The sequence below is a fragment of the Bradyrhizobium liaoningense genome (genome assembly GCF_018130955.1).
In the GTDB taxonomy this organism is placed as follows: Bacteria; Pseudomonadota; Alphaproteobacteria; order Rhizobiales; family Xanthobacteraceae; genus Bradyrhizobium; species Bradyrhizobium liaoningense_C.
This window is the reverse complement of record NZ_JAFCJM010000045.1, coordinates 12,983-35,123: the sequence shown is the minus strand read 5'-3', so window position 1 is coordinate 35,123 and position 22,141 is coordinate 12,983. Positions and strand designations below refer to the sequence as shown.

Sequence of the window (22,141 nt, the reverse complement as noted above, 5' to 3'; positions counted from 1 at the left end):
CAACTTGGATAGGCCAAGAAGCTTAATCCGCCTGGCCATGGCATTTTTGCGCTCCGGGCACCGGAGTTTGTTAATCGCAGGCGCCGATTATGGTTCCGCGGCTGCACATTTGCCGCAGGTGTTAACAAGGCGCGGGAAGCCCGCTCACGTCGCCCCGCGCAGCCCGCCCTTGGTTTCGATGAAGCCGATGATGCGGTCGAGGCCTTCGCTCTTCTTCAGATTGGTCATGACGAACGGACGTTCACCCCGCATCCGCTTGGCGTCCGTGTTCATCTTCTCCAGGGATGCGCCGACATGCGGCGCAAGGTCGATCTTGTTGATGACCAGGAGGTCGGAACGGGTGATCCCCGGCCCGCCCTTGGACGGAATCTTGTCGCCCGCAGCCACGTCGATGACATAGATCGTGAGGTCGGCGAGCTCCGGCGAAAAGGTCGCGGCCAGATTGTCGCCGCCGGATTCAATCAGCACCAGGTCGAGACCGGGAAACTTTGCGCGCATGTCCGCAACCGCCGCGAGGTTCATCGATGCGTCCTCGCGGATTGCCGTGTGCGGACAACCGCCGGTCTCGACGCCGGCGATCCGGTCCGGCGTCAGCGAACCGGAGCGCACAAGGAATTCCGCGTCCCATTTGGTGTAGATGTCGTTGGTGATTGCCGCGATATCGTAACGCTCGCGCATCGACTTGCAGAGCAGGTCCATCAGCGCGGTCTTGCCCGATCCGACCGGACCGCCGACGCCGACACGCAGGGGGCCGTGAGATTTCGACATAAGCTCGTTCTCTCCTAACGTCGTCCCGGGGAAGCGTCGTGCACCGTTCATGACCGGAACAGCCGGGTATATTGCGTCTCGTGCCGGAGGCTGGCGAGGTCGGCGCGGAAGGTGGCGCTGCCGAGATCATCCAATGTCGCATGCAGCGCACGATTTGCGGTCGCGACGACTGCTCCTTCGAGCGCGGCGAGCACGCGCTGACTGTCGGTCTGTCCGAGCGGAATCAGGCGACTCGCAGCCGAAATCCAGTTCGAGACCAGTGCATGCAGGAAGGCATGCAGCGTCGCGGGCAGCGGAACGCCATGGGCGGCCGCGACCACGCCGACCGCGACGGGGTAGACTGGTGGCCTGCCGCATGCCGCAACGAGCGCATCCAGACCTCTCGCATCCCACGCCGCGCGGGCGATGTCGGTGAAGGCGCGCCCCTGCGTCGTGGTCTCGAGTTGCCGCTCGCGCGAGGGCACGAAGACCGCGGCAAGCTCCACGACGTCCCGCAGGCGCGCTTCATCGCTGGCCTCCGCGGCGCGAAACGCGTGAACCAGGAAGGTTGCGTCGCAGAAGCCGGAGCCGTCGCCCAGCATCGCATCGAGCCAGTCGGCAAGCGTCGCGGTATCCGTGACGTCGCCGGCCTCGACCGCCCATTCGAGGCCGCTGGAGTAGGAGAAGCCGCCGACCGGAAAGGCCGGCGACAGCCAGGTCATCAGCCGATACAGCGCAGCCGCCTCGCCGTCCGCCAGCGCGCCCGCTGCCGGCGGCTCATTTGCGGTCATGAGCATGGGAGTGGCCGTGATGGTGGTCGTGATCGCAATGCTCGTCGTGATGGTGATGATCGTGGCCGTGGTGATCATGCGCGGAATGATCGTGATGGTGGTGATCATGACCGTGGTCATGGTGATGACCGTGATCGTGGTCATGGTGGCCATGATCGTGATGCGCGTGACCGTGATGCGCATGATCGTCATGCGCATGACCGGCATCGGCATAGGCGCCACCTTCGGGATCGAACGGCGCCTCGATCTCGATCACCCGTGCGCCCAATCCCTTGACCATCGCCTCGATCACGTGGTCACGCCGGATGCGCAGGCCCTTGGCCATGATCTGTGTCGGCAGATGCCGGTTGCCGAGATGCCAGGCGACGCGGATCAGATGATGCGGATCGGACCCGCGGATTTCCAGGAGCGGCTCGGGCGCCGCGACCACCTCGACCAGCCTTCCATCCTCCAGCACCAGCGCATCGCCTCCGCGCAGCGCGACGGCGTTCTCCAGATCGAGCAGGAATTCGAGCCCGCGGGTGCCGGTCATCGCCATGCGCCGGCGATGCCGGTCGTCGAAATCGAGCACGACGGTATCATCTGGCGCCTGCGTGAAGCGATGCTGTCCCTTGACCTGCGTTGCGCGGATCATGTGGCTTTGAGTCCTGTTAACGGGTTTCGACCTTTTCGGGCGTGATATATTCGATCTTCGGCGACGCTGTGAAGCACTTTACCGCGACGCGGCCGAAGGTCTTCACGTGCTCGGTGGCGCGATGCGGGCCCAGCGCCTCCATGTTTTCCCACTGCTCGACGAACACCATCTTGGTCGGATCGGTGACGCTCTCGTGCAGATCGTAGGCGATGTTGCCGGGCTCCTTCCGGGTCTCCTTGATGCAGGCGGTGGCGGCGGCAATGAATTCGGCGCGCGTTTCGGGCTTGATGGTCAGGGTGGCAACGACGTAGATCACGAAAGATCCTCCCGGCTTTTCTTATGGTGGATACCGGGCGCGACATTAGACCAAGCGGGAACGGACGCAAAACCGGAAATCCGCCCCCGGCCACGCGCCGGGGACATGCGTTTAGGCGCTATTTCAGTACATGAAATACCGCTGCGCCATCGGTAGCACCTCCGCCGGTGCGCAGGTCAGGAGTTCACCATCGGCGCGCACCTCGTAGGTCTCCGGATCGACCTCGATATTGGGTGTGGCATCGTTGTGGATCATGCTCTTTTTGGAAATTTTCCCGCGGGTGTTTTGGACCGCATAGAGCTTCTTGTCGATGCCGAGTTTGCGCGCAAGGCCGCCGGTGACCGCAGCCTTCGACGTGAACACCACCGACGATGCCGTGCGCGACTTGCCGAAGGCGGCAAACATCGGCTGATAGTGCACCGGTTGCGGCGTCGGGATCGAGGCGTTGGGATCGCCCATCGGCGCGGCCACGATCGAGCCGCCCTTGACGATGCAATCCGGCTTGACGCCGAAGAAGGCCGGCGACCACAGCACGAGGTCGGCGAGCTTGCCCTTCTCGACCGAGCCGATCAGCTTTGAGACGCCATGGGCGATCGCCGGATTGATCGTGTATTTCGCGATGTAGCGCTTGACGCGGAAATTGTCGTTGTCCTTGCCCTTGTCCTGCGGCAGCGACCCGCGCTGTTTCTTCATCTTGTCCGCGGTCTGCCAGGTGCGGATGATCACTTCGCCCAAACGGCCCATGGCCTGCGAGTCCGAGGACATCATCGAGAGCGCACCGAGGTCGTGCAGGATATCCTCGGCCGCGATGGTCTCCTTGCGGATACGGCTCTCGGCGAAGGCGAGGTCTTCCGCGATCGACGGATCGAGATGGTGACACACCATCAGCATGTCCAGATGCTCGTCGATGGTGTTGCGGGTGAACGGGCGCGTCGGGTTGGTCGAGGACGGCAGCACGTTCTTCAGGCCGGCGACCTTGATGATGTCGGGGGCGTGACCGCCGCCGGCACCCTCGGTGTGGAAGGCGTGGATAGTGCGGCCCTTGAACGCCTTGATCGTGTCCTCGACGAAGCCCGATTCATTCAGCGTGTCGGAATGCAGCATGACCTGGACGTCGTAGTCGTCAGCAACCGACAGGCAGTTGTCGATCGCGGCCGGCGTCGTGCCCCAGTCCTCATGCAGCTTCAGCGCGCAGGCGCCGGCCTTGATCATCTCGACCAGCGCCGCAGGGCGCGAGGCATTGCCTTTGCCGGAAATGCCGAGATTGACCGGGAAAGCGTCGAACGACTGGATCATCCGCCCCATGTGCCACGGACCAGGCGTACAGGTCGTGGCAAAGGTGCCGTGCGAGGGACCGGTGCCGCCGCCCAGCATCGAGGTGACGCCGCTCATCAGCGCGTGCTCGATCTGCTGCGGGCAGATGAAATGGATGTGGCTGTCGAAACCGCCGGCGGTGAGGATTTTTCCTTCGCCGGCGATCACGTCCGTGCCGGGGCCGATGATGATGGTGACGCCCGGCTGGATGTCAGGATTGCCGGCCTTGCCGATCGCGGCGATCATGCCGTCCTTGATCGCGACGTCGGCCTTCACGATGCCCCAGTGATCGACGATCACGGCATTGGTGACGACGGTGTCGGCCGCGCCCAGCTTGTTTGTGACCTGCGACTGCCCCATGCCGTCGCGGATCACCTTGCCGCCGCCGAACTTCACCTCCTCGCCATAAATGGTGAAATCCTTCTCCACCTCGATGATGAGATCGGTGTCGGCGAGCCGCACCTTGTCGCCGGTGGTGGGCCCGAACATGTCGGCATAGACGGAACGTTTGATCTTGACGGACATCTTTAGCCCCGCTTGCGTTTGAATGTTGTGTCGGCGCTCAAAGCGAAGCCCTCGCTCGTTGCACCATGTTGTCGAATGTCGTATCGAGCCATGGATTGCCGCCGCGGCAGCCTGCGACCACCTGTTCGGCCCAGCCGGTGTAGTCGACGAGGTCCCCGCGCTCTTCGGCGGTCGGATCGGGATGAATGCGCGCGCCGATATTGCTGATCTTGTCGGCGATCTTGATCAGCTTTGCGCCGGCGGATTTCTTGGGTGCATCGACCACTTGCAGACGGCGCCGCTCGGCCTTCGGCAGGCTCATGTCGTCGGTGCATTCGACGACGAGCGAAGCGACACGGCCTGAGAATCTTTCCGCCAGCTCCTCGCGCGTGGTGTCGGTGTCCTCGATCGTATCGTGCAGCCAGCCCGCCGCAACGAGTTCGGCATCCGCGCCATCGGTCGCTGTCGCCAGCAGGTTCGCGACCTCCGCGAGATGATTGATGTAAGGCTCGTTCCCCCGCCCCTTGCGCGCCATGCCATTATGCCGACGCGCGGCCAGCTCAGCGGCTTCGGAGATGAGACGGACGGCGGGCAGCATGCCTCACGCCTCCTCGACGCCGTGAGACGCGCCACTCTCGTCATCAGTCAGGGACGCATCGCTGGAAGGGTTCCCTCCCCCCTTGCGGGGGAGGGTTAGGGAAAGGGGTGCCGCTTGCTCCGCTGCTTCGAGAATGGAAAGAACAACTCCCTCGAGATTTTTCATCACGTCGTCGTTGGTGAAACGCAGCACGCGATATCCCCGGGATGCGAACCATTGGTCGCGCCGTTCATCATGGCGGATGCGCTCTTCGAAATCGTGGCTCTCACCATCGAGCTCAACGATGAGCTTGCGGGAATGCGCGACGAAATCGGCGATGTAGTGGCCCATGGGGGTCTGACGGCGAAAGGCTAGGCCCGCGAGTCGATCGGCCTTCAGGTAGCGCCACAGCAACGTCTCCGCGCGAGTCATCTCGCGCCGCAATCGTTTAGCGCGATGGCGCTGAATCTCGCTGACCTCGTCGTGCGGCATACCCCTCTCCCCAACCCTCCCCCGCAAGGGGGGAGGGAGCCCGACCGGCGTGCTCACCTCACTGTAGATCACTGCACTCATCTCGACTTACGTCAAAGCTTCCCCATCACATCGCCGCGAAAGCCGTAAATGGTCTTCTTGCCCGCAAGCGCGACGAGCTGGACGTCGCGGGTCTGGCCGGGCTCGAAGCGCACGGCGGTGCCGGCGGCGATGTCGAGGCGCATGCCGCGGGCCTTCTTGCGATCGAATTTCAGCGCGGGGTTGGTTTCGAAGAAGTGGTAGTGCGAGCCGACCTGGATCGGACGGTCGCCGGTGTTGGCAACGGTCAACGTCACGGTCTTGCGGCCGGCATTGAGCTCGATCTCGCCGTCCTTGATGAAGAGTTCGCCGGGGATCATGTCTATCTTCCTCTGTCATTCCGGGGCTCGCGAAGCGAGAACCCGGAATCTCGATCAACAACCTCTGGATTTCCGGGTTCGCCCTTTCGGGCGCCCCAATTGCGCACTTGCGCAATGTGGAATGACGAATTCAAATTAGCGGATCGGCTCGTGGACGGTGACGAGCTTCGTCCCGTCTGGAAACGTCGCCTCGACCTGAATGTCGTGGATCATCTCAGGGATTCCCGGCATCACCTGATCGCGCGTCAGCACCTGCGCGCCGGATTGCATCAGCTCGGCGACCGTGCGGCCGTCTCGGGCGCCCTCCAGGATGAAGTCGGAGATGATTGCGATGGCCTCGGGGTGGTTGAGCTTGACGCCGCGGTCGAGCCTGCGCCGCGCCACGATGGCCGCCATCGAAATCAGAAGCTTGTCCTTTTCGCGGGGAGACAGGTTCATGCGAAATCTCTGCTCGTTACATTCATCAATTCAGCCACAGCCGCGGCAGTGCGGCGCCGGTGCGCGCCAGCACGGCCATCATGTCGGCGCGCAAGGCGGCCGCATCTTGGGCACAGAAGCGCGCCATTGCAAATCCATTCCAGGCGGATATCCCGACTTCGCCGGCGAAGGATTCCGAGGCTTCCCGGAGCCGCTCGACCAGGGCCTCGTCGCCGGGGACGATGAGGGCCGTGCCGATCGCGGCGCCACCCTTGGCGACCGCGGACCGCGCCAGCTTGGCACCGATGGCGCCGTCGAGCCGAACGGTCTCGGCGAACACCAGCCGGCCGCCGCGCGAGAGGCGCCAGCGGTCGATGAACTCGCCCTGCTCCATCCGTTCGCCCATGGCGGCTCGGCCGAACACGACGATCTCGCAGAGCAGGAGCGAGGCGGTCTCATCGAGCTCGATGTCGAAGCGGCGCTGGACACGCGCCCTGTCGAACAGGATGGTCTCCTGCGGCAGCCAGCCGAGATGAGCGTTCGCGCCGACCTTCATGCCGATGCTGAGTTGCGCCGCCGGCCCCGGGGCGCGATAGACCTTTTCTGCTGCGGCAGTGGTCAGCGTCAGGCGCGTGCCTTCGGCTGCCGCGATCTCGACGTCAAAACGGTCGCCGCCGGCGACGCCGCCCGCCGTGTTGACGAACACCGCCGCGAGCCCCTCGCCTTCCGGCGACGGGAAGCGCACACGCAGGGAGCCGGATTCATGCAAGACGCCGCGACGCGTCACGCCGTCGCGCGCATGGACGTCGAAGCGCACCGCGCCGCGGGCGCGATTGGCCTCGAACGTCAGAGATGCCGATGAAACGTCGCTGCGCATCCGCCTCCCCAGCCGGCCGCGGCAGAAAATGCTGGCTTACAGCGCCATCTGGCGGCTGATTTCGCCCGGGTCGAGATTGGAGCGGTCGCAGGTGAATTTCACCGCGCCGCGATCCATCACCGCGAAACTGTCGCCGAGTTCGCAGGCAAAGTCGAGATATTGTTCGACCAGGACGATGGCGATGTTGCCGAGGTTGCGCAAGTAGGAGATGGCTCGGCCGATATCCTTGATAATCGACGGCTGGATGCCTTCGGTCGGCTCGTCAAGCAGCAGGAGCTTTGGCCGCATCACGAGGGCACGGCCGATTGCGAGCTGCTGCTGCTGGCCGCCGGAGAGGTCGCCACCGCGCCGGCCGAGCATGGATTGCAGCACCGGAAACAGCGAGAACACGTCATCCGGGATATGGCGATCCTCGCGCTTGAGCGGGCCAAAGCCGGTCTTGAGGTTTTCCTCCACCGTCAGCAGCGGAAAAATCTCGCGGCCCTGCGGCACGAAGCCGATGCCCTTGCGCGCGCGCTCGTAGGGCTTCAGACCGGTGATGTCATTGCCGTCGAACACGATCGCGCCGGACGAGATCGGATACTGGCCGACCATCGCGCGCAGCAGCGATGTCTTGCCGACGCCGTTGCGCCCCAACACGCAGGTCACCTTGCCGGGCTCGGCTGCGATCGAGACGCCACGCAGCGCCTGCGCAGCGCCGTAGAACAGGTTGATGTCCTTGACCTCAAGCATCGCTCAGCGTCCCAGATAGACTTCGATGACCCGCTCGTTGGACGAGACCTGGTCGATGGTGCCTTCCGCGAGCACCGTGCCTTCGTGCAGGCAGGTGACCTTGACGCCGAGTTCGCGGACGAAGGTCATGTCGTGCTCGACCACCATCACGGTATGGGTCTTGTTGATCTCCTTGAGCAGCTCGGCCGTGAGATGCGTCTCGACGTCGGTCATGCCAGCCACGGGTTCGTCGACCAGCAGGAGTTTTGGATCCTGCGCGAGCAGCATGCCGATCTCCAGCCACTGCTTCTGGCCGTGGCTGAGGCTGCCGGCGAGGCGATTGCGCGCGTCGGTGAGGCGGATGATCTCCAGCACCTTCTCGATGCGCTCCGATTCCGCCCTGTTGCCGCGCCAGAACAGCGTACCCTTGACGCTGTGATCGACATTGAGCGCGAGCAGGAGGTTGTCCTGCACGGTCTGGCTCTCGAACACCGTGGGCTTCTGAAACTTGCGGCCGATGCCGAGCTCCGCGATGCGGGTCTCGTCCAGCCGGGTCAAATCGGTGACGCCGTCGAACAGCACCGTGCCCTCGTCCGGCTTGGTCTTGCCGGTGATGATGTCCATCATCGTGGTCTTGCCGGCCCCGTTGGGGCCGATGATGGCGCGCATTTCGCCGGGCTCGAGCGTCAGCGACAGATTGTTGATGGCGTGAAAGCCGTCGAACGAGACGTGCACGCCGTCGAGATAGAGCATCGCGGAAGTCGCACGGGTGTCCATGACGTTCATGCGCCTACTCCGCCATCTTCGGTTCGCTGACGCCGTTCTCGGCCGCGGCGCTCTCCGCGGCCCCGGAGACGCGCTTGGCCCGCATGGGCTCCCACCAGGAATTGAAGGTGCCGACGATGCCCTTCGGCAAGAGCAGCGTCACCAGGATGAACAGCGCGCCCAACATGAACAGCCAGTACGGCGCGAGCACGCCCGAGGTGAAGAAGGTTTTTGCGTAGTTGACGACGACGGCGCCGAGCGCCGCGCCGACCAGCGTACCGCGGCCGCCGACCGCGACCCAGATCACGGCCTCGATCGAGTTGCCCGGCGCGAATTCGGACGGGTTGATGATGCCGACCTGCGGCACGTACAGCGCGCCTGCGACGCCGGCCATGCAGGCCGACACCGTGAACACGAACAGCTTGTAGGATTCCACGCGATAGCCGAGGAAGCGGGTGCGCGATTCCGCGTCGCGGATCGCGATCAGGACCTTGCCGAGCTTGGACGAGACGATCGCGCGGCAGATCAGGAAGCCGATGATCAACGCGAGGCAGCTCAGCAGGAACAGCGTCGCGCGGGTGCCGTCGGCCTGCACGTTGAAGCCGAGGATGTCCTTGAAGTCGGTCAGGCCGTTGTTGCCGCCGAAGCCGAAATCGTTGCGGAAGAACCCGAGCAGCAGCGCATAGGTCATCGCCTGCGTGATGATCGAGAGATAGACGCCGGTGACGCGGGAGCGGAAGGCGAGCCAGCCGAAGCAGAAGGCGAGCAGGCCGGGCACCACGATCACCATCAGGGCGGCAAACCAGAACATGTCGAAGCCGTGCCAGTACCACGGCAGTTTCGGATAGTTCAGGAACACCATGAAGTCCGGCAGGATCGGGTTGCCGTAGACGCCGCGGGTGCCGATCTGGCGCATCAGGTACATGCCCATGGCGTAGCCGCCGAGCGCGAAGAACGCGCCGTGTCCGAGCGAGAGGATGCCGCAATAGCCCCAGATCAAATCGATCGAGAGCGCCAGGATCGCGTAGCAGACATACTTGCCCCACAACGCCACCAGATAGGTCGGCACGTGCAGGAACGAGCCTGACGGCAAGAGCAGGTTGGACAGCGGGATCAGCACGCCAATCGTCGCGACGACGAGCAGGAATATCGTCGCGCCGCGGTCCAGCGATCGGGTCAGCATGTGAGGGGTCATGCTTCCACCGCACGGCCCTTGAGCGCGAACAGGCCGCGCGGCCGCTTTTGAATGAACAGGATGATCAGCACCAGGATGGCGATCTTGCCGAGCACGGCACCGGCGACCGGCTCCAGGAACTTGTTGGCGATGCCGAGCGTGAAGGCGCCGACCAGCGTGCCCCAGAGGTTACCCACCCCGCCGAACACCACGACCATAAAACTGTCGATGATGTAGCTCTGGCCGAGATTGGGGCTGACATTGTCGATCTGCGACAGCGCCACGCCGGCAATGCCGGCGATCCCCGAGCCGAGGCCGAAGGTCAGGGCGTCGACGCGGGAGGTCGCGATGCCCATGGATGCCGCCATGCGGCGGTTCTGCGTCACGGCCCGCATCTCGAGGCCGAGCGCGGTGTAGCGCAGCATGGCGAGCAGGATCGCGAATACCGCGAGCGTGAAGACGAGGATCCAGAGCCGGTTATAGGTGATCGTGATCTGGCCGAGCTCGAACGCACCGCTCATCCAGGAGGGGTTGCCGACCTCGCGATTGGTCGGGCCGAACATGGTGCGCACGGCCTGCTGCAGCACCAGCGACAGGCCCCAGGTCGCGAGCAGAGTCTCGAGCGGCCGGCCATAGAGGAAGCGGATGATGCTGCGTTCGATCAGGACGCCGATCGCGCCGGCGACGAGGAAGGCGAGCGGCACCGCAATCAGCAGCGAATAGTCGAACAGACCGGGATAGCGGGTGCGGATCACCTCCTGCACCACGAAGGTGGTGTAGGCGCCGATCATCACCATCTCGCCATGGGCCATGTTGATGACGCCCATCACGCCGAAGGTGATGGCGAGCCCGATCGCCGCGAGCAGCAGCACCGAACCGAGCGACAGGCCGTACCAGGCGTTCTGCACCCCGGACCAGACCGCAAGCGAGCTCTGGATCGACGCGATCGCGCTGGCTGCTCCCGCCTTCACCGAAGCCGGCTGATCGCTGCCGATCCCGGTCAGAAGCGCCATCGCCTCCTGGTCGCCGCGGCCCTTGATGGTGGCGACCGCCTCGAGCTTGTCGACCTCGCTGGCGTCCGGCTTGTACAGCAAGATGGCGGCGCGCGCCTCGCTGAGGGCCGTTTTTGCGGACCTGTTGGTCTCCTTGGCGAGCGCGTTGTCGACGACGGGAAGCGCCGACTCCTCATGCGACTTGAACACGGACTGCGCGGCCTGGATGCGCGTTCCGACATCCGGCGACAGCAGCGTCAGGCCGCCGAGCGCCGCATCGACGCTGCGGCGCAGGCGGTTGTTGAGGCGAACGGCGCTCGCGCTTGCGGGAACGCTGGCGACCGCCTCGCCGGTTGCGGCATCGACCGACTTGCCGTCGGTGCCGGTCACGTAAACCTTCTTGCTGTCGGCGTCGGCCATGAGACGGCCGTCCTTCAGCGCGCTGATGATGGGATAGGCGAGCGGATTGCCGCTGCTCGCGACCACGCCGATCGCAGCGTCAGTATCGGAAAAATCGTCGTTGGCGAATTTGGCGACCGCGTCCTCGAACGGACCGGCCGCGGCTGGCAGCGCAAATGCGATCAGGAACAACGAGAGCGCAAGCGTGCGAAGGCGAGCTGGCAAATTGGCAAGCACAGTGAATGACCCCGGCAGAAATGGGTGGAGAAGGCGGCGGGATGGCCGCCTTCTCCGGTCGTGCTATCAATCAAGTCCGGATCAGGAGCCCGAACCCAGGCACTTGTTGGTCTTGGTGTTGTAGTTGCCGCACTTCTTCTCGACCCAGTCGCCGATCAGGTCCTTGGAGCCATCGAGCTCCTTCGACCAGGCGTCGCCCGGAACGAGGCCAGGGGTCTTCCAGACCACGTCGAACTGGCCGTTCGCCTTGATCTCGCCGATGAACACCGGCTTGGTGATGTGGTGGTTCGGCAGCATCTTCGAGGTACCGCCGGTCAGGTTCTTGGCTTCGATACCGGGAAGCGCGTCGATCACCTTGTCCGGATCGGTCGACTTCACCTTCTCCACCGCCTTTACCCACATGTCGAAACCGATCACGTGCGCTTCCATCGGGTCGTTGGTCACGCGCTTCGGATTCTTGGTGTAGGCCTGCCAGGCCTTGATGAACTTCTCGTTCTCCGGGTCCTTGATCGACTGGAAGTAGTTCCAGGCGGCGAGATGGCCGAGCAGCGGCTTGGTGTCGATGCCGGCGAGTTCTTCTTCACCCACCGAGAACGCAACCACCGGAATGTCGGTCGCCTTGATGCCCTGGTTGCCGAGTTCCTTGTAGAAGGGAACGTTGGCGTCGCCGTTGATGGTCGAGACCACGGCGGTCTTCTTGCCGGCCGAGCCGAACTTCTTGATGTCGGCCACGATCGTCTGCCAGTCGGAGTGACCGAACGGCGTGTAGTTGATCATGATGTCCTCCTGGGCCACACCCTTCGACTTCAGGTAGGCTTCCAGGATCTTGTTGGTGGTGCGCGGATAGACGTAGTCGGTGCCGGCGAGCACCCAGCGCTTCACCTTCTCGTCCTTCATCAGGTAGTCGACCGCCGGAATCGCCTGCTGGTTCGGCGCGGCACCGGTGTAGAACACGTTGCGCTCGCTCTCCTCACCCTCGTACTGCACGGGGTAGAACAGGATGTTGTTCAGCTCCTTGAACACGGGGAGCACGGACTTGCGCGACACCGAGGTCCAGCAGCCGAACACGACCGAGACCTTGTCCTTGGTGATCAGCTCGCGGGCCTTTTCAGCGAACAGCGGCCAGTTCGAGGCGGGATCGACGACGACGGCCTCGAGCTTCTTGCCGAGTACGCCGCCCTTCTTGTTCTGCTCGTCGATCAGGAAGAGGATGGTGTCCTTCAGCGTGGTTTCGCTGATGGCCATGGTGCCGGACAGAGAGTGCAGCACGCCGACCTTGATGGTGTCGTCCACGGCCTTGGCGCCGGTAATGGAGGCCAGACCGAGCATCAGTCCGGCGGTCGCGGCGAGCAAGCCGCGGCGGCTGAATGGCGCCGCTATATCGTGAGTTGATTTAGTAAGCATAAGGTACATCTCCCTGACGCAGACGTGAAAACGCTGCGAAACGGCCCCACGGCCGCCTGCGGTTAATGGAATCGCAAGAACCATGCCATGGGGGAGATGAAGGCCAAGCTACTGTTATTTCATGTCAATTTGGCCGCAATCAAGAATTCGCCACGCTCAAACTGCCTATTTATTGAGCTAAGAAAATGTATGCTTATGCGGCAGACAGTCTAATTTTTGATCAAATTGAGCATCTTGGCTAAAAATCCGGCATTGTCCTGGCAAGGCAATATTGACCCAAACGCCGCTCCTGCCTTGAAAGTGCCCCTTCGATGTTCCATATGAGGGTTCGAGACCCCTTGCGAATCAATGGGTCGTAGCAAGCCGCGTGTTCTTAAGCCCCCGTGTTCTCAAGCTCCGTGGGCGTCTGGCTTGCCCCTTTCAGCTAGCTCATCCGACACCCCAAACACGCAGGTGTCCTCTCGACACCCTTCAGCGCGCGCTTCGCCAAAGCTGCGAGAGCGAGCGCTTTTGACATGGAAAGAACCCCTCTTTTGACTTCCTTTCAGGATTTCGGCCTGGCCGATCCCATTTCGCGCGCTCTCAAAGAAGAGAACTACGTCACCCCCACCCCCATCCAGGCCCAGACCATCCCGTTCGCACTGACCGGCCGCGACGTCGTCGGCATCGCCCAGACCGGCACCGGCAAGACCGCCTCCTTCGCGCTGCCGATCCTGCACCGCCTGCTCGAGAACCGGATCAGGCCGCAGCCCAAGACCTGCCGCGTGCTGGTGCTCTCGCCGACCCGCGAATTGTCCGGCCAGATCCTCGACAGCTTCAACGCCTATGGCCGCCATATCCGCCTGAGCTCGACCCTCGCCATCGGCGGCGTGCCGATGGGCCGCCAGGTCCGCTCGCTGATGCAGGGTGTCGACGTGCTGGTCGCCACCCCGGGCCGCCTGCTCGACCTCGTGCAGAGCAACGGGCTCAAGCTTTCCAGCGTCGAGTTCCTCGTGCTCGACGAGGCCGACCGCATGCTCGACATGGGCTTCATCAACGACATCCGCAAAATCGTTGCCAAGCTGCCGATCAAGCGGCAGACGCTGTTCTTCTCGGCCACCATGCCGAAGGACATCGCTGAGCTGGCGGATTCGATGCTGCGCGATCCCGCGCGCGTCGCGGTCACCCCGGTCTCCTCGACGGCCGAGCGTATCCAGCAGCGGATCATCCAGGTCGACTTCTCGGCCAAGCCCGCCGTCCTGACCAAGCTTTTGAAGGACGAGCCGATCAACCGCGCACTGGTCTTCACCCGCACCAAGCACGGCGCGGACAAGGTGGTGAAGAGCCTCGCCAAGGCCGGCATCGCCGCCAACGCCATCCACGGCAACAAGTCGCAGAACCATCGCGAGCGGACGCTCGCCGCGTTCCGCTCTGGCGAGATCCGCACGCTGGTCGCCACCGACATCGCCGCCCGCGGCATCGACGTCGACGGCATCAGCCATGTGATCAATTTCGACTTGCCCAACGTCCCCGAGACCTATGTCCACCGCATTGGCCGCACCGCGCGCGCCGGCGCCGACGGCATCGCCATCTCGCTGGTCGCCGGCGGCGAGGAGCTCAGCTACCTCCGCGACATCGAGCGGCTGATCCGCGTCGCGCTGCCCCGGGAGGACCACCGCACCGACGCCGGCCGCGAGGCGGCGCATGCCAAGTCGCCCGCCGCGCCCCACCAGCACCGGGCCGGACGCCCCGGGTCTCGGCCGCAAGGCGCACGACCGGGCAACGCAAGACATGGCGACTCAAGACATGGCGACTCAAGGCATGGCGACTCAAGGCACGGTGCCGGACGGCCTGGCGACGGCCAGAAGTCGAGCAACGGGTCTCGCCGCCGCCGTTCCGGTGGCAAGCCGAATTCTGCACCGAATGATCGGCAGGAACAGCGTCCCGCGCATGGCGCTGGCAAGCCTGATGGGATACAAGGCGTTGCATTTTTGCGCCGTGAGAGTCGCCCGAACGGCAACCCGAACCGCAAGCCCTATTCGCACTAGCCGTCCAGGACCTGGAGACAACCATGGCTAAGGAAGAGCTGATCCAGTTCGAAGGACTGGTCACCGAAATCCTCCCCGACGCACGCTACCGCGTGCAGCTCGATGCCGGACACGAGATCGTTGCCTACACCGCCGGCAAGATGAAAAAGAATCGCATCAAGACGCTGGCGGGCGACCGCGTGACGGTCGAGATGTCGCCCTACGATCTGGAGAAGGGCCGGCTGATATTCCGCCACAAGGACGAACGTCCTGCGGGCGCTGGCGGTCCGCCGCGGGGAGGCCCGCAGCGCGGCGGACAGTTCCGCCGCAGGTAATAAGACCCCGCTCGCGGGGAGCTTGACGACCTGACCTGCATGGGGTCCGCCGCTTGACTGCGGCGGATCAAAAATTCGTGCGCGTCAGGATTGTTTTGAGGCCCTATTTCCAATAAAATGAATTTAATCGATTTTCGGCCGGACGACATTAGCATCCACCGGTACAGCCGGTTCAGACACGCTGACGACCCTTCCAGAAATTCGATCTAACCCGCCTGCGAAAGTGGGCTTCGATACTGCATATCTGAGAAGGACTACCCCCGTGAGCATGGGAACCGTGAAGTGGTTTAACGCGACCAAGGGCTTCGGCTTCATCCAGCCCGATGACGGCGGCAAGGACGTGTTCGTGCACATCAGCGCCGTGGAACGTGCCGGTCTCGGCACGCTGCGCGAAGGCCAGAAGATCTCCTACGAGATCGTCGCCGATCGCCGCTCCGGCAAGTCGGCTGCCGACAATCTCCGCTCCGCGGGCTGAGCCGGGCTCAAGCGAACCGGACAAACAAAAGGCCGTGCGCTCCGCACGGCCTTTTTCGTATGCAGGCGATTTGGGCTCAAGTCGTCGTGCAGGTCGTCGACGGGCTGTAATAGACGCAGATCGACTGGCGCGGACGGGTATAGGCGACGTCGCTCAGACTGATCCCGCTCTGGAGCACGAACTTGACCGAGGGCGTGTAGGTGTAGCTGACCTCGCTGAAGATCAGATAGGTGCCGCCGATCGCCAGCGTCGTGGGGATGCTTACCACGGTGCCTGCCGTCTTCGGGACCGCTCCCTTGCTCCACTGCACGCGAGCCTGCAACGTCGAGGGATCGACATAGAGTTCGTGGACCGTCGCCACGACCAGGTTCTTGTCATACGGCGTCATGATGCCGGTCGAGGCGGCGAAGAAATTGGTCATGTCGGTGTCGCCGACCGAGGTCGACTGCGAGGTGAGGTCGGACAGCGTCCGCGCCATCAGCGTCACCTTGCGATCGATCGCAACCGCCGAGGAGAACTCGACGGTGCCGAAGAACATCACCAGCATCAGCGGCACGATGACGGCGAATTCGGTCGCAGCCAGCGCTTGGCTGTCGGCAGTGAAACCTTCAACGGAGAGACGGGTGGTCCGCCAGATTTTAGCAATCGCCTGCATCGTTCCGCTCAATCCGATTGATCCTAGTAGGGTTCGTTCTTGAAGGCCGCGGTCGCCACGAGCAACCGCTTGTTGCCGGCGAGATTGGAGATGTTCAGGCCGAGCCCGGTCACGAACAGCGGCCACTGGTAGAACAGTCGCACCACGACGACGTCGCCGGCACTGCCGGGACTGTAGCCCATGGACGTGTTGAAGTTGCCGGCGGAATCGATGTGACTGTCGATGGTCACCGAGGAAAACGACGTCGAGTAGCTCTGCACGTCGACATAAAGGCTGTTGCAGTCGAACAGCGCCGGAATTTGAGTGCAGACATAGGTCTTGAACTGCGTTTGCGTGTAGGAGCCGGTCTGGGCCTGGCCGGTCAGGATCATGCGCGCGGAGTTCTGCGTGACGGTCTCGAGCACCTGGCTCGCGAAGAACATGATCGCGGTCTCGATGATCGCAAACAGCAGCGCGAAGAACACCGGCGCAACCAGCGCGAATTCGATCGCCGCGGATCCGCGGCGATTGCGGCGGAAGCGGCGCAGAATGTTCGGGAGCGTCAACTTCGAGGCGACGGGCAGCATCGCGAGAAATCCCCAGCGGCAGCGATCTTCTGCCCCGTCTTAGCCGAAAGTAATTGTTAGAGTGTTTCCGGCGGCCGGACTGCGGCGACGTGGGCCGTCAAGGAAGCATTAACCATGTTTGGTCGCAGCCAGGCGGGCGCGGTCACCGCACCCTGCCTGCATCACGATCAGGCTAGTTGGTCTTGCCCGCGCCGCCGGCGTTGCCCGCCGCCGTGCTGCTCAGCGCGCCGGCCTGGCCCATCGTGTTGTTGAAGTAGGTATCGCTGTCGCCGAGCGTCACGCGGCGCTGGCAGACCGGCATACAGCTATATGATTCGCGCTCGACGCCGCGATAGACGGTGACGAGCCGGTCGCTCGGGCCCTCGACCTGGATCTGGCGATCGACGAGAATCTCGCCGCCGCGGTCCAGCGCGATGAAGTTGGTCGCGCCATAGCCCTTGCCGGTCACCACGATCATGCCGCCGGGCTGCAGCGTCACGTCCGCGATCATGGGATTGCCGACCACGATGGTCGCCACCTTGCCGGGCAGCCTCACGAGCTTGGCCTGGTCGACATTCACCGCGATGGCGTCAGTGGTGGATTCGGCAAGGACGGCTGCCGGCGACGCCAGGACGGCGGCCGCAACCAGCAAACAGACGCGCGCACGATGGCGCAGATACTCTTTACGCATACTCAACCCCGGGACGTGAACTGGCCGGCAAAGGCGATACACGAGCGGTGCCGGCGCCCGACCCGGCTAACCTGACGTCAATTCGTGAACGTTCCGCAAATACAAAGCCTATTGTCTGAACGGATAGGCCAATTGACCGCCGAACTCCCCCGGCATGGCGGCCTCGTCCTTACCGTATTCCTTCGGAAGCTCATTGTCCGGCATCCGGAAGGTCCCGAACAGCACGTCCCAGATCGGGAAGGTGCCCGCGAAATTGGTGTTGCCGCCCTCTTCGAGCGAGGTGTGATGCCAGCGGTGGAACACCGGCGTCGCCAGCAAATATTTGAACGGCCCGAACGTCCAGTTGAGGTTGGCGTGGACAAAGGCCGAATGGAAGGTCGTGAAGGGCCCGACCCAGATCATGACGTTCGGCGAGATGCCGGCCATCAGGAGCAGCACGTCGACGCTGATCGTGCCCAGCATCAGGTTGACGGGGTGGAAGCGCGCCGCCGAGATCCAGCCGAGCTCTTCCGAGGAGTGGTGGACCGCGTGGTACTTCCAGAAGCCGCCGCCGTGGAACTGCCGGTGCAGCCAGTAGAGCATGAAGTCCGACAGGACGAGGAACAGCACGCCCTGCATCCACAGGGGCAGCTCCGAGAGCGGGCCGTGGCCGTTGTCGTAGAAGGCGATGAGCTCGTCGGGATCGTGGATGTTGAAGACGACGCCGGCGCCGACAATCAGGAGGCCGATCCGCATCGTGCGCGCGAACACCGGAACGAAGAACCAGTAGCAGATGTCGGTGACGATCTCCCGCTTGCGCCACCAGGGTGCGCCGGGATTGCAGGCCCAGACATGCTCGAGCACGGTGAAGACCACGGCGAGCGCGAAGGTGATGGGAACGACCTTGGTGATGGTCTCGCCCAGCATCAAGGCGACTTGCACGGGCAGGCTCGACATCATCGCCGTAACTCCGATTCCTGATCCCTCACGCCTACTCCCCGAACTTTAAGGGAGCGTGAAGTCGCTTGTTTCCGAGGGTTTCCGGCGCGCTTCGTTGCGAACAACAGAATTGCAGCGAACGCCTTAAGGCGAAATTCACTCTGGTTAAAAGCTGCCCGTCACGATCGCGTTTCCACGATCGAATTAACCCTACCGAAAGAGCTCGGCTCTCATCCTCGACGCGCTGAGACCAGCCCCGAACGAGGCCACCAGATCCCAAATGGAGTTTTGCTTATGAAGAACCTTATCGCGCGTTTCGTGAAAGACGAATCCGGTGCCACCGCCATCGAATACGGCCTGATCGCCGCCGGCATCGCGCTCGCCATCATCACCGTCGTCAACAACCTCGGCACCACGCTGAACGCCAAGTTCGGTTCGATCAGCAGCTCGCTGAAGTAAGCGACGGCCTATCTGCAGCAAAAGCCCCGGAACCCTTCGGGGCCTTTGTTTTTCTCAGGAGTAGTCGGGGTTCCCGTGGCGTTGCGTAGAGTAGATCCGGATGCCGCCCTTGGTGCGGCCGCGAGCGGCACGTCGCCGACCGAGGCGCCGGCGTATTGGGTCTGCCTGGCGCTGCTGCTGGCGCTCGTTGCGCTGGCCGCGCGCATCGCCAGCGTGTGGTGAGGCGAGCGCCGCGTCCGGACGAGCCGCTGTGCCGTTTTCGGTTTGTTTAGCACTGCCGTCTAGAATTCGGCGACGCTCCGATCCCGCGCCACCAGTACGGCCTCAAGAAGCAGCCCATGATCCTCGACTTCGCGCGCCTCATGCTCTTTCCGGCCCTGATAGCGTTTGCCGCGGCGAGCGACCTCTTCACCATGACGATTTCGAACCGGGTGTCGCTGGCGCTGGTCGCCGGCTTCTTCATCGTCGCCGTCGCCGGCGGCATGACGCCCTACGACGTCATGACCCATGTCGGCGCCGGCGCGCTGGTCCTGGCCGTGACGTTCACCTGCTTTGCGATGGGCTGGGTCGGCGGCGGCGATGCGAAAGTCGCAGCCTCCGTCGCGCTTTGGTTCGGCTTTGCGCATCTGATGGACTTCGCGCTCTACGCCTCGCTGTTCGGCGGCGCGCTGACCCTGCTCCTGCTCCAGTTCAGGCAATGGCCGCTGCCTTTCGGGCTTGCCGGGCAGACCTGGCTCGCGCGGCTGCACGCCAAGGAGACCGGTATCCCCTACGGCATCGCGCTCGCGCTCGGCGCGTTGATGGTCTACCCGGAGACGGAATGGGTGAAGGCGATTGATCTCGCTCACCTCGCGCTGCGCTGAGCGCACCGGGGTAACCCGGCGTTAAGGCGATTTAGATACGGCTCATTAACCATGCTTTGACGAATAACTGCTCAACTGCGAACACGGCGGCGGCAGCGTCGCGGCGTTTAGTTGGGAAGTGAAGCGTATGAATACCGCACGCATTGTCGTACTGACGGTCGCTATCGGTGCCGGCGGCATCGCCGCGTACCTGGCGAGCGGCTCCGACAATTCCGCGCCGCCCCCCGCCGCGCCGGTCGTTCAGCTTCCCACCGTCGACGTGCTCGTGGCCAAGACCGACATCGGCCTCGGCCAGCCCGTCAAGCCGGAAGACGTCCAATGGCAGAGCTGGCCGGCGGCAACCGCCAGCGCCACCTTCATCCGCCGCAACGAACGTCCCGACGGCAACACCCAGGTCGTCGGCGCGATCGCGCGCGCCCCCTTCATCCAGGGTGAGCCGATCCGCGACCAGAAGCTGGTCAGGGCCGAGGGCTCCGGCTTCATGGCCGCGATCCTGCCGAGCGGCATGCGCGCGGTCTCCACCGAGATCTCTCCCGAGACCGGCGCCGGCGGCTTCATCCTGCCCAACGACCGCGTCGACATCCTGCTGACCCGGCGCGACAAGAACCCGGATCGCGCCAGCAGCGCCGGCGACCTCATCACCGCCGAGGTGCTGCTGTCCAACATCCGCGTGCTGGCGATCGACCAGGCGCCGAAGGAGAAGGACGGCCAGAACGCCGTCGTCGGCCGGACCGTACTGCTCGAGCTCAAGCCGGAACAGACCGAGACGCTCGCCCGGGCGCGCCAGAGCGGCACGCTGTCGCTGGCGCTGCGCAGCATTGCCGACGTCAACGCCAAGGACAACACGCCGGATGAGCCTGCCCGCAGGCGCGGCGAGAGCATCTCGATCATCCGGTTCGGCGTGCCGAGCCAGATGACGGCACAGAAGTGACGATGAGGACTTTCGACATGAATTGCAGGGTCACCACGGCGAGCTTGCGGACCATGATGGTCCGCGCCCTGTCGTTTTCGGCCGCAACCGCGCTGATTCTCAACCCGGCGCTCACGCCGGTCATCGCCGCCGATTATCGCCCGGTACCGCAGGCCTCGGCGTCCGACGGCCAGATGAACGCGCGTTTCCTGTCGCTCGGCGTCGGCAAGTCGATCGTGATCGACCTGCCGCGCGACATCAAGGACGTGCTGGTCGCAGATCCCAAGATCGCCAATGCGGTGGTGCGCTCGGCGCAGCGCGCCTACATCATCGGGGCCGCGGTCGGCCAGACCAACATCGTGTTCTTCGATTCCGCCGGGCAGCAGATCGCGGCCTACGACATCGCCGTCAAGCGTGACCTCAACGGCGCTCGCGCCGCGCTGAAGCAGATCCTGCCCAATTCCGACGTCCAGATCGACGGCCTCGGCGAAGGCGTTGTCCTCACCGGCACGGTGCAGAGCCCGCTCGAGGCGCAGCAGGCCAACGATATCGCCTCGCGCCTTGCCGGCGGCGCCGACAAGGTGGTGAATTCGATCGTGGTTCGCGGCCGTGACCAAGTCATGCTCAAGGTGACGGTCGCCGAAGTCGCGCGCAACATCATCAAGCAGCTCGGCATCGATCTCTCCGCCAACCTCAATTACGGCACTGCGGTGGTGAACTTCAGCAACGCCAACCCGTTCACCGCCTACGGCCGCAACCTGGTGTCCGGCAACAACCTCTCCACGTCGTTCGGCGCGACCCCAACGGTGTCTGCCACTCTGCGCGCGATGGAGAGCGCCGGCGTCGTGCGCACGCTCGCCGAGCCGAACCTCACCGCGATCTCGGGCGAATCGGCGACCTTCATCGCCGGCGGCGAGTTTCCGGTGCCGGCAGGCTATGCGTGCGATCCCACCACGCATGTCTGTACCACCCAGATCAGCTTCAAGAAGTTCGGTATCTCCCTCAATTTCACCCCGGTCGTGATGACCGAGGGCCGGATCAGCCTGCGCGTGATGACCGAAGTCTCGGAGCTGTCGAACGACAACTCGATCACGCTGTCGCAGGCCGTCACCTCGACCTCGGTCAACTCGCTGACCGTCCCGTCAATCAAGACCCGCCGCGCCGAGACCACGCTGGAGATTCCGTCCGGCGGCTCGATGGCCATGGCCGGCCTGATCCAGGAGCAAACCAAGCAGGCGATCAACGGATTGCCGGGTCTGATGCAGCTGCCGCTGCTCGGAACGCTGTTCCGCAGCCGCGATTACGTCAACAACCAGACCGAGCTGATGGTGCTGGTGACGCCTTACGTCGTCCGCGCGGTCGCGCAGAAGGACCTGTCGCGCCCGGATGACGGTTTTGCGGCGCCCGCCGACCCGCAGGCAGAGCTGCTCGGCAACATCAACCGCATCTATGGCGTGCCGCGCCGGGCCGACCCGGCGCGCAACTATCGCGGCACCTACGGCTTCATCACCGACTGAGGCGGAACGGGAACTATA

27 protein-coding genes are annotated in these 22,141 nt (G+C 63.9%); 8 read left to right on the top strand and 19 right to left on the bottom strand.

Annotated features, from left to right (window positions below; translation table 11 throughout):
* Positions 1-144: 144 nt before the first annotated feature.
* The 15 genes from ureG to urtA form a co-directional block, all read right to left on the bottom strand.
* A complete protein-coding gene (gene ureG, locus JQ632_RS28375) occupies positions 145-768 on the bottom strand; it encodes an urease accessory protein UreG (RefSeq protein ID WP_212405939.1) in 624 nt (207 codons plus the stop codon).
* A gap of 47 nt (positions 769-815) precedes the next feature.
* Complete coding sequence (locus JQ632_RS28370) at positions 816-1,544, bottom strand: urease accessory protein UreF (RefSeq protein ID WP_212405958.1); 729 nt, start codon at positions 1,542-1,544, stop codon at positions 816-818.
* On the bottom strand, positions 1,525-2,172 hold the full coding sequence (gene ureE / locus JQ632_RS28365) for an urease accessory protein UreE (protein ID WP_212405938.1): 648 nt from the start codon (positions 2,170-2,172) through the stop codon (positions 1,525-1,527). Before ureE ends, JQ632_RS28370 begins: the two co-directional genes overlap by 20 nt.
* 16 nt (positions 2,173-2,188) lie before the next feature.
* Positions 2,189-2,488, bottom strand: coding sequence for a putative quinol monooxygenase (locus JQ632_RS28360; RefSeq protein WP_212405937.1), 300 nt, complete (start codon positions 2,486-2,488; stop codon positions 2,189-2,191).
* 123 nt (positions 2,489-2,611) lie between these two features.
* Positions 2,612-4,327, bottom strand: a complete 1,716-nt coding sequence (ureC, locus tag JQ632_RS28355) for an urease subunit alpha (protein ID WP_212405936.1) — start codon at positions 4,325-4,327, stop codon at positions 2,612-2,614.
* 37 nt (positions 4,328-4,364) lie between these two features.
* On the bottom strand, positions 4,365-4,904 hold the full coding sequence (locus JQ632_RS28350; RefSeq protein ID WP_212405935.1) for an HD domain-containing protein: 540 nt from the start codon (positions 4,902-4,904) through the stop codon (positions 4,365-4,367).
* A 3-nt stretch (positions 4,905-4,907) separates the two neighbouring features.
* Entirely contained in the window at positions 4,908-5,375 is a 468-nt protein-coding gene (locus tag JQ632_RS28345; protein ID WP_249152587.1) for an endonuclease domain-containing protein, read from the bottom strand.
* A gap of 92 nt (positions 5,376-5,467) precedes the next feature.
* Complete coding sequence (locus JQ632_RS28340) at positions 5,468-5,773, bottom strand: urease subunit beta (RefSeq protein WP_212405934.1); 306 nt, start codon at positions 5,771-5,773, stop codon at positions 5,468-5,470.
* 135 nt (positions 5,774-5,908) lie between these two features.
* Complete coding sequence (locus JQ632_RS28335) at positions 5,909-6,211, bottom strand: urease subunit gamma (protein WP_007605424.1); 303 nt, start codon at positions 6,209-6,211, stop codon at positions 5,909-5,911.
* Positions 6,212-6,236: 25 nt separating this feature from the next.
* A complete protein-coding gene (locus JQ632_RS28330; RefSeq protein WP_212405933.1) occupies positions 6,237-7,067 on the bottom strand; it encodes an urease accessory protein UreD in 831 nt (276 codons plus the stop codon).
* Between the two features lie 36 nt (positions 7,068-7,103).
* Entirely contained in the window at positions 7,104-7,799 is a 696-nt protein-coding gene (gene urtE, locus JQ632_RS28325; protein ID WP_212405932.1) for an urea ABC transporter ATP-binding subunit UrtE, read from the bottom strand.
* Positions 7,800-7,802: 3 nt separating this feature from the next.
* A complete protein-coding gene (urtD, locus tag JQ632_RS28320) occupies positions 7,803-8,564 on the bottom strand; it encodes an urea ABC transporter ATP-binding protein UrtD (RefSeq protein ID WP_212405931.1) in 762 nt (253 codons plus the stop codon).
* A 4-nt stretch (positions 8,565-8,568) separates the two neighbouring features.
* Positions 8,569-9,738 carry an urea ABC transporter permease subunit UrtC gene (urtC, locus tag JQ632_RS28315; protein ID WP_212405930.1) on the bottom strand — a complete coding sequence of 390 codons (1,170 nt, stop codon included), beginning with the start codon at positions 9,736-9,738 and terminating at the stop codon, positions 8,569-8,571.
* Positions 9,735-11,345: an urea ABC transporter permease subunit UrtB gene (gene urtB, locus JQ632_RS28310; RefSeq protein ID WP_212405929.1), complete on the bottom strand. Its 1,611-nt coding sequence runs from the start codon at positions 11,343-11,345 to the stop codon at positions 9,735-9,737. The genes urtC and urtB overlap by 4 nt, the downstream gene beginning before the upstream one ends.
* Before the next feature lie 81 nt (positions 11,346-11,426).
* Positions 11,427-12,749: an urea ABC transporter substrate-binding protein gene (gene urtA, locus JQ632_RS28305; protein ID WP_212405928.1), complete on the bottom strand. Its 1,323-nt coding sequence runs from the start codon at positions 12,747-12,749 to the stop codon at positions 11,427-11,429.
* Positions 12,750-13,264: 515 nt separating this feature from the next.
* Between urtA and JQ632_RS28300 the strand changes: the two genes are divergently transcribed.
* The 3 genes from JQ632_RS28300 (at position 13,265) to JQ632_RS28290 (ending at position 15,565) form a co-directional block, all read left to right on the top strand.
* Positions 13,265-14,776: a DEAD/DEAH box helicase gene (locus JQ632_RS28300; protein WP_212405927.1), complete on the top strand. Its 1,512-nt coding sequence runs from the start codon at positions 13,265-13,267 to the stop codon at positions 14,774-14,776.
* Between the two features lie 23 nt (positions 14,777-14,799).
* On the top strand, positions 14,800-15,090 hold the full coding sequence (infA, locus tag JQ632_RS28295) for a translation initiation factor IF-1 (RefSeq protein WP_212405926.1): 291 nt from the start codon (positions 14,800-14,802) through the stop codon (positions 15,088-15,090).
* A gap of 262 nt (positions 15,091-15,352) precedes the next feature.
* Positions 15,353-15,565: a cold-shock protein gene (locus JQ632_RS28290; RefSeq protein ID WP_011084262.1), complete on the top strand. Its 213-nt coding sequence runs from the start codon at positions 15,353-15,355 to the stop codon at positions 15,563-15,565.
* 76 nt (positions 15,566-15,641) lie between these two features.
* On the opposite strand, the gene JQ632_RS28285 is transcribed toward JQ632_RS28290, so the two are convergent.
* The 4 genes from JQ632_RS28285 to JQ632_RS28270 form a co-directional block, all read right to left on the bottom strand.
* The gene (locus tag JQ632_RS28285) at positions 15,642-16,220 is read right to left on the bottom strand and encodes a TadE/TadG family type IV pilus assembly protein (RefSeq protein WP_212405925.1); all 579 of its coding nucleotides are present in this window, start codon (positions 16,218-16,220) and stop codon (positions 15,642-15,644) included.
* Positions 16,221-16,243: 23 nt separating this feature from the next.
* Entirely contained in the window at positions 16,244-16,786 is a 543-nt protein-coding gene (locus JQ632_RS28280) for a TadE/TadG family type IV pilus assembly protein (protein WP_212405924.1), read from the bottom strand.
* Positions 16,787-16,958: 172 nt separating this feature from the next.
* Positions 16,959-17,456 carry a pilus assembly protein N-terminal domain-containing protein gene (locus JQ632_RS28275; RefSeq protein ID WP_212405923.1) on the bottom strand — a complete coding sequence of 166 codons (498 nt, stop codon included), beginning with the start codon at positions 17,454-17,456 and terminating at the stop codon, positions 16,959-16,961.
* 108 nt (positions 17,457-17,564) lie between these two features.
* Positions 17,565-18,392, bottom strand: a complete 828-nt coding sequence (locus JQ632_RS28270) for a sterol desaturase family protein (protein ID WP_212405956.1) — start codon at positions 18,390-18,392, stop codon at positions 17,565-17,567.
* A 276-nt stretch (positions 18,393-18,668) separates the two neighbouring features.
* Here JQ632_RS28270 and JQ632_RS28265 point away from each other — a divergent pair, with 276 nt between their 5' ends.
* The 5 genes from JQ632_RS28265 (at position 18,669) to JQ632_RS28245 (ending at position 22,123) form a co-directional block, all read left to right on the top strand.
* Positions 18,669-18,833 (top strand): Flp family type IVb pilin, encoded by a 165-nt coding sequence (locus JQ632_RS28265; protein ID WP_045002505.1) that lies wholly within the window; start codon positions 18,669-18,671, stop codon positions 18,831-18,833.
* Positions 18,834-18,908: 75 nt separating this feature from the next.
* Positions 18,909-19,055, top strand: coding sequence for a hypothetical protein (locus JQ632_RS28260; protein ID WP_212405922.1), 147 nt, complete (start codon positions 18,909-18,911; stop codon positions 19,053-19,055).
* Between the two features lie 116 nt (positions 19,056-19,171).
* Complete coding sequence (locus JQ632_RS28255) at positions 19,172-19,696, top strand: prepilin peptidase (protein ID WP_212405921.1); 525 nt, start codon at positions 19,172-19,174, stop codon at positions 19,694-19,696.
* 127 nt (positions 19,697-19,823) lie between these two features.
* Positions 19,824-20,627 carry a Flp pilus assembly protein CpaB gene (cpaB, locus tag JQ632_RS28250; RefSeq protein WP_212405920.1) on the top strand — a complete coding sequence of 268 codons (804 nt, stop codon included), beginning with the start codon at positions 19,824-19,826 and terminating at the stop codon, positions 20,625-20,627.
* A 2-nt stretch (positions 20,628-20,629) separates the two neighbouring features.
* On the top strand, positions 20,630-22,123 hold the full coding sequence (locus tag JQ632_RS28245; RefSeq protein WP_249152586.1) for a type II and III secretion system protein family protein: 1,494 nt from the start codon (positions 20,630-20,632) through the stop codon (positions 22,121-22,123).
* Positions 22,124-22,141: the final 18 nt, after the last annotated feature.

What these genes read in the sequence shown, in the direction of transcription:
- ureG (WP_212405939.1), bottom strand. Translation starts at nt 768, where the DNA reads ATGTCGAAATCTCACGGCCCCCTGCGTGTCGGCGTCGGCGGTCCGGTC.
- JQ632_RS28370 (WP_212405958.1), bottom strand. Translation starts at nt 1,544, where the DNA reads ATGCTCATGACCGCAAATGAGCCGCCGGCAGCGGGCGCGCTGGCGGAC.
- ureE (WP_212405938.1), bottom strand. Translation starts at nt 2,172, where the DNA reads ATGATCCGCGCAACGCAGGTCAAGGGACAGCATCGCTTCACGCAGGCG.
- ureC (WP_212405936.1), bottom strand. Translation starts at nt 4,327, where the DNA reads ATGTCCGTCAAGATCAAACGTTCCGTCTATGCCGACATGTTCGGGCCC.
- JQ632_RS28350 (WP_212405935.1), bottom strand. Translation starts at nt 4,904, where the DNA reads ATGCTGCCCGCCGTCCGTCTCATCTCCGAAGCCGCTGAGCTGGCCGCG.
- JQ632_RS28345 (WP_249152587.1), bottom strand. Translation starts at nt 5,375, where the DNA reads ATGCCGCACGACGAGGTCAGCGAGATTCAGCGCCATCGCGCTAAACGA.
- JQ632_RS28340 (WP_212405934.1), bottom strand. Translation starts at nt 5,773, where the DNA reads ATGATCCCCGGCGAACTCTTCATCAAGGACGGCGAGATCGAGCTCAAT.
- JQ632_RS28335 (WP_007605424.1), bottom strand. Translation starts at nt 6,211, where the DNA reads ATGAACCTGTCTCCCCGCGAAAAGGACAAGCTTCTGATTTCGATGGCG.
- JQ632_RS28330 (WP_212405933.1), bottom strand. Translation starts at nt 7,067, where the DNA reads ATGCGCAGCGACGTTTCATCGGCATCTCTGACGTTCGAGGCCAATCGC.
- urtE (WP_212405932.1), bottom strand. Translation starts at nt 7,799, where the DNA reads ATGCTTGAGGTCAAGGACATCAACCTGTTCTACGGCGCTGCGCAGGCG.
- urtD (WP_212405931.1), bottom strand. Translation starts at nt 8,564, where the DNA reads ATGAACGTCATGGACACCCGTGCGACTTCCGCGATGCTCTATCTCGAC.
- urtC (WP_212405930.1), bottom strand. Translation starts at nt 9,738, where the DNA reads ATGACCCCTCACATGCTGACCCGATCGCTGGACCGCGGCGCGACGATA.
- urtA (WP_212405928.1), bottom strand. Translation starts at nt 12,749, where the DNA reads ATGCTTACTAAATCAACTCACGATATAGCGGCGCCATTCAGCCGCCGC.
- JQ632_RS28300 (WP_212405927.1), top strand. Translation starts at nt 13,265, where the DNA reads ATGGAAAGAACCCCTCTTTTGACTTCCTTTCAGGATTTCGGCCTGGCC.
- infA (WP_212405926.1), top strand. Translation starts at nt 14,800, where the DNA reads ATGGCTAAGGAAGAGCTGATCCAGTTCGAAGGACTGGTCACCGAAATC.
- JQ632_RS28285 (WP_212405925.1), bottom strand. Translation starts at nt 16,220, where the DNA reads ATGCAGGCGATTGCTAAAATCTGGCGGACCACCCGTCTCTCCGTTGAA.
- JQ632_RS28280 (WP_212405924.1), bottom strand. Translation starts at nt 16,786, where the DNA reads ATGCTGCCCGTCGCCTCGAAGTTGACGCTCCCGAACATTCTGCGCCGC.
- JQ632_RS28275 (WP_212405923.1), bottom strand. Translation starts at nt 17,456, where the DNA reads ATGCGTAAAGAGTATCTGCGCCATCGTGCGCGCGTCTGTTTGCTGGTT.
- JQ632_RS28270 (WP_212405956.1), bottom strand. Translation starts at nt 18,392, where the DNA reads ATGTCGAGCCTGCCCGTGCAAGTCGCCTTGATGCTGGGCGAGACCATC.
- JQ632_RS28265 (WP_045002505.1), top strand. Translation starts at nt 18,669, where the DNA reads ATGAAGAACCTTATCGCGCGTTTCGTGAAAGACGAATCCGGTGCCACC.
- JQ632_RS28255 (WP_212405921.1), top strand. Translation starts at nt 19,172, where the DNA reads ATGATCCTCGACTTCGCGCGCCTCATGCTCTTTCCGGCCCTGATAGCG.
- cpaB (WP_212405920.1), top strand. Translation starts at nt 19,824, where the DNA reads ATGAATACCGCACGCATTGTCGTACTGACGGTCGCTATCGGTGCCGGC.
- JQ632_RS28245 (WP_249152586.1), top strand. Translation starts at nt 20,630, where the DNA reads ATGAGGACTTTCGACATGAATTGCAGGGTCACCACGGCGAGCTTGCGG.